10 protein-coding genes are annotated in these 12,230 nt (G+C 54.4%); 6 read left to right on the forward strand and 4 right to left on the reverse strand.

What is annotated here, in order from left to right:
- Positions 1-112: 112 nt before the first annotated feature.
- Positions 113-1,612 carry a glucose-6-phosphate dehydrogenase gene (gene zwf / locus DYU11_RS31365; RefSeq protein WP_119671712.1) on the reverse strand — a complete coding sequence of 500 codons (1,500 nt, stop codon included), beginning with the start codon at positions 1,610-1,612 and terminating at the stop codon, positions 113-115.
- A 167-nt stretch (positions 1,613-1,779) separates the two neighbouring features.
- On the opposite strand from zwf, the gene DYU11_RS31370 reads away from it, so the two are divergent.
- On the forward strand, positions 1,780-2,211 hold the full coding sequence (locus DYU11_RS31370) for a ribose-5-phosphate isomerase (protein WP_119671713.1): 432 nt from the start codon (positions 1,780-1,782) through the stop codon (positions 2,209-2,211).
- Positions 2,212-2,514: 303 nt separating this feature from the next.
- Here the strand turns inward: DYU11_RS31370 and DYU11_RS31375 are convergent, their stop codons facing one another.
- Both DYU11_RS31375 and DYU11_RS31380 read right to left on the reverse strand, forming a co-directional pair.
- Positions 2,515-3,192: a toxin-antitoxin system YwqK family antitoxin gene (locus DYU11_RS31375; RefSeq protein WP_158600402.1), complete on the reverse strand. Its 678-nt coding sequence runs from the start codon at positions 3,190-3,192 to the stop codon at positions 2,515-2,517.
- A 138-nt stretch (positions 3,193-3,330) separates the two neighbouring features.
- A complete protein-coding gene (locus DYU11_RS31380) occupies positions 3,331-3,795 on the reverse strand; it encodes a DUF6294 family protein (RefSeq protein WP_119671715.1) in 465 nt (154 codons plus the stop codon).
- 311 nt (positions 3,796-4,106) lie between these two features.
- Here DYU11_RS31380 and DYU11_RS31385 point away from each other — a divergent pair, with 311 nt between their 5' ends.
- From DYU11_RS31385 to DYU11_RS31405, 5 genes are all read left to right on the forward strand, one after another.
- Positions 4,107-6,578 (forward strand): TonB-dependent receptor domain-containing protein, encoded by a 2,472-nt coding sequence (locus tag DYU11_RS31385; RefSeq protein ID WP_229366145.1) that lies wholly within the window; start codon positions 4,107-4,109, stop codon positions 6,576-6,578.
- Between the two features lie 15 nt (positions 6,579-6,593).
- Positions 6,594-7,214: a hypothetical protein gene (locus DYU11_RS31390; protein WP_119671717.1), complete on the forward strand. Its 621-nt coding sequence runs from the start codon at positions 6,594-6,596 to the stop codon at positions 7,212-7,214.
- A 23-nt stretch (positions 7,215-7,237) separates the two neighbouring features.
- Positions 7,238-7,570, forward strand: coding sequence for a hypothetical protein (locus DYU11_RS31395; protein WP_119671718.1), 333 nt, complete (start codon positions 7,238-7,240; stop codon positions 7,568-7,570).
- A gap of 83 nt (positions 7,571-7,653) precedes the next feature.
- Positions 7,654-8,898: a helix-turn-helix domain-containing protein gene (locus DYU11_RS31400; protein ID WP_119671719.1), complete on the forward strand. Its 1,245-nt coding sequence runs from the start codon at positions 7,654-7,656 to the stop codon at positions 8,896-8,898.
- A gap of 107 nt (positions 8,899-9,005) precedes the next feature.
- Complete coding sequence (locus DYU11_RS31405; RefSeq protein ID WP_119671720.1) at positions 9,006-9,620, forward strand: 3'-5' exonuclease; 615 nt, start codon at positions 9,006-9,008, stop codon at positions 9,618-9,620.
- On the opposite strand, the gene DYU11_RS31410 is transcribed toward DYU11_RS31405, so the two are convergent.
- Positions 9,612-12,131, reverse strand: coding sequence for a CHAT domain-containing protein (locus DYU11_RS31410; protein WP_158600403.1), 2,520 nt, complete (start codon positions 12,129-12,131; stop codon positions 9,612-9,614). The genes DYU11_RS31405 and DYU11_RS31410 overlap by 9 nt on opposite strands.
- Positions 12,132-12,230: the final 99 nt, after the last annotated feature.

The following is a 12,230-nucleotide window of genomic DNA, read 5'->3' on the forward strand; positions in this document are numbered from 1 at the left end:
TGGGGGCGTGGGGGTAAGGGCATGGGGCTGGGGCGTGGGGTTAGGGGTTGGGTGGATTACGATCTTACCCCATGCCCCCGGCCCTTAGTCCCCTGCCCTTACCCCACGCCAATCAATCATTCACCCAGGTAAATCCGTCTTTTTCAATCAGGGCCGTAGCGTCGTCCGGTCCCCAGGTGGCAGGCGCGTAGGTCGGCAGTTCCGACGACGAATCGGCTTCCCAGGCATCCAGAATCGGCTGAACAACCTCCCAGGCCGCATCGACCTGATCGGCCCGCATGAACAGCGTCGCATCGCCGGCCATTACGTCGAGCAGCAGGGTTTCATACGCTTCGGGCTGCTGGCCTTTAAAGGCAGTCTGGTAGCTGAACACCATCTCGACCGGATCGATGTGGAGGGTCTGCCCCGGACGTTTTGCCTGGAACCGCAGCCGAATGTCCATATCCGGCTGAATACTGATCATCAGCCGGTTAGGCTGGAACGCCTGTTTCGTTTCGGCCGGGAACATGTAGTGCGGAGCCGGCCGGAACTGAATCGTGATAACGGTCGTCTTCTCGGGCAGGAATTTTCCGGTGCGCAGGTAGAACGGTACGTTTTCCCACCGCCAGTTGTCGACGTACAGCTTCACGGCCGCAAATGTTTCCGTCCGCGAGTCAGGCTTTACCCCTTCCTCCTGCCGGTAACCGACAGCCTGCTTGCCTTTCACCTCACCGGAGCCATACTGCGCCCGAACCGTTACGTCTTTCACCTGATCGGGAGTAATCCGCCGAATGGCGTTCAGCACATCCACGTTTTTGTTCCGCACCTCGTTGGCATCGAAGGACACCGGCGCTTCGGTAGCGACCATGCAGAGCATCTGGAGCAGGTGGTTCTGGATCATATCCCGCAGCGCCCCCGACTGTTCATAATACCCGCCCCGGCCTTCCAGCCCGACCGTTTCGGCGGCCGTAATCTGCACGTGTTCAACGTACTGCCGGTTCCAGATCGGCTCAAACAGGGCATTGGCAAACCGCAGCGCCAGCAGGTTCTGCACGGTTTCTTTACCGAGGTAGTGGTCGATCCGATAAATCTGCTCTTCGGCAAACAGACCGCCCAGCAGTTCATTGAGTTCGTGCGCACTCTTGAGGTCGTGCCCAAACGGCTTTTCGACCACAATCCGGACGTGACTCTTGTCGTGGCACAGATCCAGCTTACCCAGGTTGGTAGCGATACCGGGCACGAGCTGTGGCGCTACAGCCAGGTAGAACACGATGTTCGGCTGGCTGCCCCATTCGCTGGTTTTCTGGTCGACCAGATCCTTGATTTTTACGTAAGCGGCTTCGTCACTCCCATCCATCTGGAGGTAGGTGATGCAGGGCGCAAACTCGGTCCAGTAGTCCTCGGGACCATTTTTACGACGCGAAAATTCCTGTACGCCCTCCAGCAGCCGCTCCCGAAACGACTCGTCGGTATACTGGCTACGGCCAATACCGGCCACGGCAAAACGCTCAGGTAAATACTTGTCAATGAACAGGTTGTACAGCGCGGGGGTCAGTTTGCGGAGGTTCAGATCTCCGCTTCCCCCAAAAATGAACAGGACAGTGGCCGCTGGCCGTTGGTTGGTAGACGTCATGGAGCGAAACGTTGGCAGTTGCCGTTCAGGTACGGTCACCAGCTACGGTGACAGGGCGGTGCAAGATACTCCCGCCTGCTATGCGGTACAAATTTGGCTATGTTATGGTTTCGTGTTGCCCGACTTTCCGTTACTTTTGGCCTGTAATTTTTGCCTGTAATCGTCTCATGAAAATCGCTATTGGCTCCGACCACGCCGGCTTTCGGTACAAAGAACGTATCAAACAATTCCTCATCGACCTTGGCCACGAGGTTACCGACATGGGCACCTATTCGGACGAACCCGTTGATTATCCCCTGTTTATCCGGCCGGTAGCGGAAGCCGTAGCGCGGGGTGAAGTTGAGCGGGGGGTCGTTCTGGGCGGCTCCGGTAATGGCGAAGCGATAGCGTCCAACCGGGTAAAAGGCGTACGGGCGGCTCTCTGCTGGAACGAAGAATCAGCCCGGCTGGGTCGCCAGCACAACGACGCCAACGTAATCTCGATCGGCGAGCGGATGATGGACGAAGAAACGGCGCTCAAACTCGTCCGGATCTGGCTCGATACGCCGTTTGAAGGAGGCCGCCACCTGAAACGGATTCAGGAACTGGATACGTATTAACCTCTATCAGCGAGCCATAAGCGGCTATCAACCCGGCAATCCGTTCGTTTAACCAGAAAGTGATAGTCCCGGCAGCGGCTACGGCTTTGATCTTTCTGGCTGCTTACGAACAGGACGGCACGTTTTTCTGGTCCATGACGCCCGAAATCGCTGCGGGTTGGTTGCCGGCCTGAATCGGACAACGTGCTTTTTGCCGGTTGGGCATACAAAGCTGAAGTTCACTCCTGCGCGTAACGTTCGGACAGAACGCTCAGGCCAGGTGGCTGTTCCGGCAGCCCGTGGTTCGCTATGGCTAGTTGCGAATCAGGGGATATTTTTCTGAAACGAGTTAATTTCATACTCAACCCGATGCACCTTATTATCCCGAAGAAGTACACTGATTAGCATGGTGGCTGCAATCGGCATATCATCCAGCACGGCCGGCTGCCAGGTAGGCATGTAGTTCAGTGCGTCGACAAACCGCTGAATTAGTTCCTGTTCGGGCTTTGGACGGAAGGCAGCTTCCAGTGTTGGCGTAAGTTTCGACACCGTGCCATCTTCCTCGACGGTCGCCAGCAGTGAAATGAAGGCGGGCGAATTGGCAAGATCGACATTCAGATGAAGGAGCTGTTTGCGCAGATAATCAACCAGCTTTTCTTTTCCTCCGTTAAACTCGGCCTTTCGTATCAATGGTAAGCACGGTGTTACGCTGCCATCCGGAGCGAAGCACTGACCATTTTTTAATTGACCCTGGCGGTAATACTCCCTGCGTTTTAAGGTTCCATCCGGATAATATACGGCCAATGGTCCGTTGACCGTCGCTTTCTTGTAGTCACACGCCAGGCGCAGCTGCCCATTTTCGTACCAGTACCGGGTTTGTCCCTGTTTGATCCCTGCAGTAAAATTGAGATAATGTTCTTCGGACAGCCGCTGGCCGGTTCTGGAAAAACTTCGCAGCGTAGCCAGCCGCCTACGATTATCGTGAAAAATAACCTCGTACACACGGGTTCCATTCTCAAATTGAAAGATACGTTGTTTGGCTGCCTTCTTCGATGTATCATCAATGCAAATTCCACTCAACGAAAAGAGCCAACAAAGTGCTGCAATACCGCTCATACGCTCATCCTGTAAGCCTACGAGTTACAAATAATCTTCCGGTCCGACAAACCCGCCGGCTTTCATACCGACTTGTCTGATCTGATCGAATACACCGGCCAACTGAGCGCTCGGGGCCGTTTGTATCATCCAGCGACAGGGCGCTTCGGTCCGGCACTGGCGCTCTTCCATCTGGTAGGAGAAGCTACCGATCCGAACCAGCAACGCATTGGTATCCGACCTGAAATCGAAAAACACATCCCGCCACTGGTCATTCGCGTCCTCGCTGCTGACATCCCCCCAGAACAGGACTCGTCCGTCTTCGAATAACGTCAGGTTGCCCCGGTGCAGCAGACAATCCGAACCGGGGGGCTTCCACGGCGTGAACGTCCAGTTTTTAGTTGCCAAAACCGCCAGATTCGAACTATGGGTAGTACTTAATGTCTCTATTTCCTGATCCGATAACGCCGACGGTACGCCTTCGTCAAACGGGTTCAGAGGGTTATGCATCGGTAAATGCATCGGATGACTATCCATACATTCGCGAAGTTTTATAAAAATAAGCCAGGATATAGCAAAAATGGCATACAGTTAACAAGTCTACAATAACCATATATGTAATTAATTATTCGGTACACTACAAGGTTATAAAATACCCACCTACCGTTTCGTTATCTCGCTAAACACTTTAGTGCTTCGATTACAATGCCGCCAATCCGTCTCAAATTATCATCTGCGACGTCTCAAAATCGTATTGAGTCGAAGCCGGGTCGCTGATCCGCCACTTTTGAGCCATCAATCACGAACGAATGGCTCACAACATGGCACGTTTATTTACCCTCGTCTGTCTGCTCCTGCTGAGCAGTTCCCTGTCAGCCCAGAGCATCCGGGGCACCGTTACCGAATCCAACGCGCAGCCAGTCCCTTTCGCAGCGGTCAAACTCCTTGCGGCCGCCGACTCGTCGCTGGTCACGGGCACCGTTACGGACGAAGCCGGCCGCTTCTCGTTCAGCAACGTAGCGGCCGGCCGTTATTTCACGCAAGTTTCATTTGTCGGACGGGCCAACGCCACCAGTCCGCTGTTTGCAGTAGCCACCGACCAGCCGCTGACCCTCTCCCCGATCCGGCTCGCTGCGGAGGCCAAAACCCTGAACGCCGTAGTGGTGAAAGCGCGCCAGCAGGTTGTGGAGCAGCAGGTCGATAAAACGGTGCTGAATGTACAGGCCGACGCAACGGCTGCGGGCAAAACGGCTTACGAGCTTTTGCAGCAGGCACCCGGCGTCGTGATCGATCCGAACGACAACATTCAGATGGCCGGGAAACAGGGGGTCAACGTTTATATCGACGGCAAGCCCGCCAACCTCTCCCCGACCGACCTGGCCAACTTGCTTAAATCGACACCTGCTTCGACCATCGACAAGGTAGAACTGATTACCAATCCATCGGCCCGGTTCGATGCGCAGGGCAATGCCGGTATTATCAACATCCGGTTCAGGCGCGACAAGTCCCTGGGGTTGAATGGCAGCGTTACGGGCGGCTACTCGCAGAGCACACACAGCCGGCGCAATGCGGCTACGGATCTGAACTACCGCAGTAAAAACCTGAACCTGTTCGGCAATGTCGGTTGGGTGGGCGGCTACCAGCGCACCCAGATCGCAATCAACCGAAACATTGCGGCCAGTCAGGTATTCCGACGCTTTGAGCAGCGGGGCTACGATGCCGATGGCTGGGACAACGTCGCGTATAAAATTGGCGCGGATTATTTTGTCGACAGCCGCCAGACCGTCGGGGTCGTGGTAACCGGCAACGGAGCCGACAATCGGTATGTTACGTACAGCCTCACTCAGATCAAAAACGCAGCCGGCCGTATTGATTCGAGCCTCGTAAACCGCAACGACAATCCCAATCAGAACAGCCGCATCAACGCGGCCCTGAATTACCGCTACGCCGACACGCTGGGTTTGGAACTAACCCTCGACGCCGATTATACGCGGTTCACCAACGACAACCCCAGCCGCATCACCAACGACTATCGCAATGCCGACCAGCAGCTAATTCGCCGAACCGGCAACGTCTTCGATGCGGCCACGACGATTGCCATCCAGACCCTGAAAGGCGATCTGACCAAAGTCTGGAAGACAAGCCGGACTAAACTGGAAGCTGGCTTCAAGAGTACGTACGTCCGCACCAATAACAACCTGCTGGCCTTTCTGCTACAGGAAGGCGGTCTGACGACGCCCGACGTGACGACGCCCGACGTTAGCCGAACCAACCAGTTTCAGTACCGCGAGAACGTCAACGCCCTGTACGTTTCGGTTAATAAAGAGCTGAAAAAATGGACGCTTCAGGCGGGACTCCGGGCCGAGCATTCCGACGTAACCGGCATCTCCAGAGACCTGCGTGACCGAACCATCAACCGACCGGACGCGGCCCGACCGAACGCGGCCCGACCGGACACAACGTACCTGAACCTGTTCCCAACGGCTTTTGTCCAGTACCAGGCCACGCAGCACAGTCTGTTTCAGGTGAACTACGGCCGGCGGATCGGGCGGCCCAGCTACCAGGACATGAACCCGTTTGTGTACCAGATCGATCCGTATACCAGCCAGCGCGGCAATCCGTTTCTGCGCCCACAGTACACCCACAACGTCGAGTTTGGCTATACGTACAAATGGGCCACTACGCTGAAACTGGGATTCAGCCGCTCCGAGGATTTCTTCACCGACATTACCCATCAGGAGGGTATTATCACGTACCAGACCGTCGAGAACGTAGGGCGGGCCGACGTCATCAGCCTGTCGGTCAGTACGCCTATTTCCCTGACCAAGTGGTGGAACAGCTACGTGTACGCCGGGGCTACCTGGAACCGATACGTGGCTACGCTGGACGAGGGGCCGCTGGATGCCAGCGCCCTGGGATTCAACGCCTACATGCAGCACACGTTTACCCTGCCCAAAACCATCACGATTCAGGTATCAGGTTTTTACAACGCACCTACGCAGCAGACCATCTTTTACACCCGCGGGCTCGGCAGTCTGAATCTGAGCGTTCAGAAAAAGGTGCTCAATCAACGGGGCACGCTCACGCTCGGCGCCGAAGACCTGCTCAACACCATGCGCTGGGCGCAGTCGGTCAACTTCGGACCGCAGCAATTTGACCTGTACCGCAAGTGGGAAAGTCGCCGGGCCAAGGTGCAGTTCAGCTACCGCTTTGGCAGCCAGAAAATCAAGGCCGCCCGCGAACGTACCGGCAGCGAAGACGCCGATCGGATCAAAGTCAAAAGTGCTAACTAACCCCCAATCAATACAATGACACGACGAACGTATCTCTCCGTCTGCCTGCTTCTCGGCGTATCGGTCAGCCTGTTTGCACAAACCAGTCCGCAGCGCGTAGCGTTTGTGCTCAAAAATACGCTGGGTTACCACCGGATGTTTCGGGTTGCCGGTCCCGGTATCGCCTATGGGTTCACCATGAACCGCAACGAACGTACCCCGCAGAACTGGCCTATCGGTTCAAAACTCTATTTCAGCGATGACGGCGAAACCAATGGGCCGCTGATCCTGACCGTTACGGCCGACGACGCCGGCAAAACCCTCACCACCGATGTTGCAGTGCCACCCGCCGGCGTTAAACGAAAGTTCGTACGTAACGCCGACGAGATTACCGTCCGGTTCCGGAACAACAGCATCGGCTTCCGGAAAGTAGCGCTCATTACGTACAAACCTGGTGAGGAAGGCAATGGCACCAGCATCTTCACGATGAGTCCCTATGCGGTTACGAAGCGAACATTCCCCGTAGGCACGAAAGTGTATTTCGCCGACGACCAGCAGGTGAGTACCGTCATGAACGGCGACCGGATCGATACCAGCAAACCCTTTCTGGTTGTGAAGCGGTCGGACGCCGGTTTCACGTATAATATTTTTAACTAAAGCACCTCTAAAAATAGAAGGCCATGAAATCAGTATTCATTTCATTCGTTTGGCTGATGTGGCTGAGCGATTCAACGACGTTGATCGACCCGGGTAAGCAGTTTGTTGTGGGCGGCAATAACAACGGTGCCTTTACCATCAGCCTGCGAAACGTAGGGAATGTACCGGTCGAACTGGCAGAGCGTCAAAGCGACGGGAAAGTGATCGCCCTGGATACGCTTCGGCCCGCCGGGCAGCGGACGCTGACCTATAAACCCGGCTCAGCGGCCCTCTTCACCAATTCCGGCAAGGAGATGGCCGTTCTGAAGCTGACGTTGTCGGGCGACATCATGCTCAACATGCGGTATACCAACTGATTTACTTCCGAGCCGCCCCTATTCCAATAGCTGAAAAAGGCTGAAATCCGTATATTACAGCACTCAACCCGCCTACTCACTGGATGAACTTTTATTTCAATAGTTACTCCACCCCGCTGCTCTTCGGCTTTATGCAGGGCTGGGTGTATGCCATCCTCCTTTGGGTACGGGGCCGGCGCGAGGAACGACTGTCCGACGTACTGCTGGGGTGGGTGCTGGTCGGCATGTGTTTCAACATCTGGGAATACATGCTCGGCTTTGGTGGCCTGGAATTCCTCTGGCGCGAACTGGAGTTTTTTCCGCGCACACTCGGGTTTCTGTTTCCTCCGCTGTGTTATTTCTACCTGAAAAGCCAGTTTAACGCCGATTTCCGGTTCAGTCGGCGCGACCTGTGGCACGCCGTTCCGTTTCTGCTCGACGCCGGGTACCACGTCCTTGTTTTCCTGCAGGGGCCCGCGTTCGTCGAACGGTGGAAAGAAACAGTACACTACCCCTTTCACATCGAAGACATCACCTACGTTCTTTCCACCGGTCAGGATATTGGTTACCTGTATCTTTCGTTACGGCTGTACCGGGAATACCGGGCCTGGATCAAAACGCAGTTCTCCGACACCGAAACGATCAGTTTCCGCTGGTTTCGCAATTTCCTGCTGGCACTCACCATCAGTTCGGTGGTCAGTTTTACGGTTACCCTGCTCGACATCTGGCTGGACTTAACGTACTGGCAGGACTGGTGGGACGAATTGTTCGGTGCCGTCCTGATCTACTACGTCAGCATTGCGGGCTACAGCCAGCCCCAGCCCGCCCGGCGACTTGTTTTTTCCGACACCCCACCCATCCGGCCTGACGACACGTCTGACCGAATAGCCGCCCAGTCAGCGACGGATCCATTACCTGTTCCCGCCAATAACGAGGTCACGATCGAACCAAATCCCGACATTCAGGAATGGAAAGAAAAGCTACTGGTACTGATGGCCCAGGAAAAACCGTACCTCGAACCTGAGTTATCCCTGTCGGATCTCGCCCGCCGGATGCATACCAATTCGTCGGTGCTGTCGCAGGTGATCAACGCAGGAACGGGCCGGAACTTCAATGATTTTGTGAACGAATACCGCGTTGAAGAGTTTAAACAGCAGGTCAGCAAGCCGGCGAATAGTCACCTGAGTCTGCTGGGTATTGCCCTTGAGTGTGGTTTCAACTCAAAAGCGACGTTTAACCGGGCGTTCAAGAAATTCACCGGTGTATCGCCGAAGACGTTTGCGGATGATCCCACAAAGCCCGACAACCTGACGGTAGCTTCCCCGGAAAGCCCCCTGCTAAACCAGTAAGTCCAGGTACTTTTGCGGTCATTTAGAAATTTTTTTAGGATAATTTTTCAGAAAATTTTCAAAAAAACAATCCGTTTACTTTCTGAGCAAAACGTAACATTTTACATATGCCATTTTTAGTACTTGATCTCGAAATGACCGGTCCGGAACCGGACTACAATGAGATTATTCAGGTTGGTGCGGTACTGTTCGACGACAACTGGATTGAGAAAGGCCAATACCTTACCAACGTTTATCCGGAGAACGAAGATGCCTTTTCGTCGCACTCCGAAAAAATCCATAATCTATCGCTGGCCGATCTTCAGGACGCGCCAATGATCTATGATGTGCTGCCCGAGCTGGAGGAATGGATCATCAAGCAGTTAGGTATTCGCAAAACGCAGCAAACGACCGACAATGAGTTTTACCTGCGCAATGTGATCATCTGCGGACAGAGCGTTATCAACGACATAAATTTTCTGAAAGAAGCCTACCGCTACGAAAAACTGAAGTGGCCCTACTCCCGGACACTGGTCGATCTGCACACGCTGAGCTATTTTGTGTTCCGGATTCTGCGCAAAAACGGCCGACCCGTGCCGCGCGGCCTCAGTCTGCGCGATATTGCCGGGCATTTTGGTCTGGAGCGGGAAGGCGATTTTCACAATGCCCTCGAAGACGCCATCCTGACGGCGCAGTGCCTGAAAGAAGTGTTCAGGCTGGGCGATGGCATGACACTACCCTAGCGGCCGTCGGCCCCGGGCCCATAGGCTGGACACCCAGCTCCCTCCGGCAACAAGGATCAGTCCGGCCGCCCAGCGCCACGGACTGGCCCGTTCGAGGGGGCGGGTATCGCCAATCAGGATCAGGCCCGCCCACTGGTTCGGCAATTGTTCGAAGCGACTGGCTGTTCTTAGCCAATCCTGCTTAGCCTTTTGCAGAGCAACGTCTTTAGGCAGCCCTTCCCCTAAATACTTGAATAGTAATCTGGATAATTCGTAAGTGGCTTTGCTGTCGACACCCCACAGGGTTGTCACAACGCTGGGCACTCCTAGTGAGGCTAGCCCCCGGGCCAGACTGAACACCCCCTCTCCCCGTTGATTTACTCCTACCCCCGTCTTGCAGGCCGTCAACACCGCCAACTGGGTGTGAGGCAGCGTACCGTCGCCCAGTTCCGACAACCGTAGGGTGGAGTCGGCGAAGTAGATCACCGGTTCACGGTCAGCACTGTCGGCGTCGGCATGGGTAAACAACTGCAGGATGCGGCAAGCCGGGGCCTGCGTCAGAAAAGCACCACGAGTAGCTTCCTGATGGGTTAATAAAGTAGAGGCACCAAACTGTCGGGCGATTGAACGTAGCGCTTCATCTGACCCCAGCAACGTTGCCTGGTGCAAAGCGGGAGCAAATCGCACAGGTGCCATTCCCAGAAAATTGTTGCCCGACCAGCCAAACACGGGCGAATCAAGCCTTTCTTTCAGGAGCAGGCGGGCCGAATAGATGTAGCTAAAAGCGTAGTCGTTTACCAGATAACGCGGTTCGGCCAGTGAGCCACCACGGTTCAGAACGTCGAACGGAATAACTTCTCCATCCGACGATACAATGACCCGCCCGTTGGGTAAGGTAAGTGGGGCAAGTACTTGCTGGTATAAACGGTAGCCTAATGTCAGAAACCGTCCTAATTCGGATCGGCGGTTCAATGCTTCAGTGGACGCCAATAGCCGCTTAAATTCCCTTACCTCCCGGCTATGTGCGGTGATTGGCTTTTGTGTGAGCGAAGCTCCGTCGGCTGTTACACCCAGAACGTAAAACGCGTTATCGCCTTCAAAGTAGCTTACAAACGACGCCTTCTCTGCTTTCAGATAACGTTGCAGATCATCGAGAGACGTAGTGGTCGTATCGTACCTGTAGCGAAAATAAGACGGACTGGTTTGCTCCAACCGCTTCAGGAAGTTATCAAATTGTTCCTGAGCATTGGTCAACGCTGTCTGCAGACTATCATAGGTCATCGTCCCGGCTTGTTGATTCGACAAGCGCTTTTGCAACGAGGCCTTTGTTGTCCGTAGGCTTTCTTCCTGCTGCGCCTGCTGGGGGGATAGTTGCTGACGAGCACCTAGCTCATTTAGTTTATCAACCAGCATCACCGCCCGACTTTTTTCAATGAACCGAAACGCCTGTTCAGCATTACCCAACCGCCAGCAGGTCTCGATCGCCCGTTCGTAAATACCCCGCGTTTTCTTCCGCCAGTATAACTTCGATTGCTGGCCGGTGTGCTCCCAGCGCATGTAATCAATCATTTGATCCACCTTCTGATACGTATTGAGAGCGTGGATGAGTCGCTGGCGACTATTAGTAGCAATACCGTAATCAAGCCACGTATCAGCTTTGTCCTGCATTAGCGTGAGCAACGCTTCCTTACGAAGCGCCAGCCGAACCGTTTCTGCCGGTGGATTTTCGGTTGGATCTGTTTGAGTAAAGTCACTCAGCAGGCTATTGAGTCCTTGTTGATACAGCGTCAGCGCTTTATCAAACTGACCTGTTTTCCAATAACAGGCAGCGAGATTATCCAGAATTCGGGCCCGAATCAACCTGTTCTTCTGCAGCGCGAGTGCCCGCTCATTGCATTGGATTGCCAGCCCGTACAACTTTTGTTGGTAATACAGAAACCCAAGATTTATCTGCACGGTAGCCTGCAATTCCTCGTCATTGGCCTTCAGTATCATAGAAGCGGCCCGCTTATATGATTCAACTGCCAGGGCGAAACTACCCCGTTTACTCTCAATATCGCCCAGCAAGAGGTAGTAAGCCCCCAGGTTAGTTTGCCCTACGGTATGCGCCAACTGAATCGCCTGCTGAGCATAGGTGGTTGCCTCGTCATAGCGCCTGAGCCAGTAAAGGCCATACGCTTTTTCACGTAGCAACAAGGCTCTTGATGCGTTATCACGGATTAACAACGCCCATTGCTGTCCTTCTTCAGCATGGACAATCGTTTGCTCATAATCCCCTTCCGACGAAGACAAATACGCCAGATTAACCCGGGCCTGAATCCCCCATGATCGGCTTTGAGGCCATTTCATGGCTTTTTTTAAAGCCTGGCCGAACGCTTTTTTGGCCCAATCGACCTTACCTTCTACCGAATACAGGTAGCCCGACAGACAAAAAGCCTGAGCTAGCAACGGATCGGCCTTCGGGTTACGTTGCCCTAAGTGCAAGGCCCGGTTAATGGTTGTTCGTGCCGAATCATTCTGTTCTATGAGCACGAATTGATTCCCCCTGAATACCAGCAGCCAGACATATGCAGAATCCGTCGGGTACCCACAGGCAAGCCATCGTTTTTGCAAGTCACTGGCCTTTTTTAG

This window comes from Fibrisoma montanum (genome assembly GCF_003583365.1).
Classification (GTDB): domain Bacteria; phylum Bacteroidota; class Bacteroidia; order Cytophagales; family Spirosomataceae; genus Fibrisoma; species Fibrisoma montanum.

What these genes read in the sequence shown, in the direction of transcription:
- DYU11_RS31385 (WP_229366145.1), top strand. Translation starts at nt 4,107, where the DNA reads ATGGCACGTTTATTTACCCTCGTCTGTCTGCTCCTGCTGAGCAGTTCC.
- DYU11_RS31380 (WP_119671715.1), bottom strand. Translation starts at nt 3,795, where the DNA reads ATGCATAACCCTCTGAACCCGTTTGACGAAGGCGTACCGTCGGCGTTA.
- DYU11_RS31390 (WP_119671717.1), top strand. Translation starts at nt 6,594, where the DNA reads ATGACACGACGAACGTATCTCTCCGTCTGCCTGCTTCTCGGCGTATCG.
- zwf (WP_119671712.1), bottom strand. Translation starts at nt 1,612, where the DNA reads ATGACGTCTACCAACCAACGGCCAGCGGCCACTGTCCTGTTCATTTTT.
- DYU11_RS31370 (WP_119671713.1), top strand. Translation starts at nt 1,780, where the DNA reads ATGAAAATCGCTATTGGCTCCGACCACGCCGGCTTTCGGTACAAAGAA.
- DYU11_RS31400 (WP_119671719.1), top strand. Translation starts at nt 7,654, where the DNA reads ATGAACTTTTATTTCAATAGTTACTCCACCCCGCTGCTCTTCGGCTTT.
- DYU11_RS31395 (WP_119671718.1), top strand. Translation starts at nt 7,238, where the DNA reads ATGAAATCAGTATTCATTTCATTCGTTTGGCTGATGTGGCTGAGCGAT.
- DYU11_RS31405 (WP_119671720.1), top strand. Translation starts at nt 9,006, where the DNA reads ATGCCATTTTTAGTACTTGATCTCGAAATGACCGGTCCGGAACCGGAC.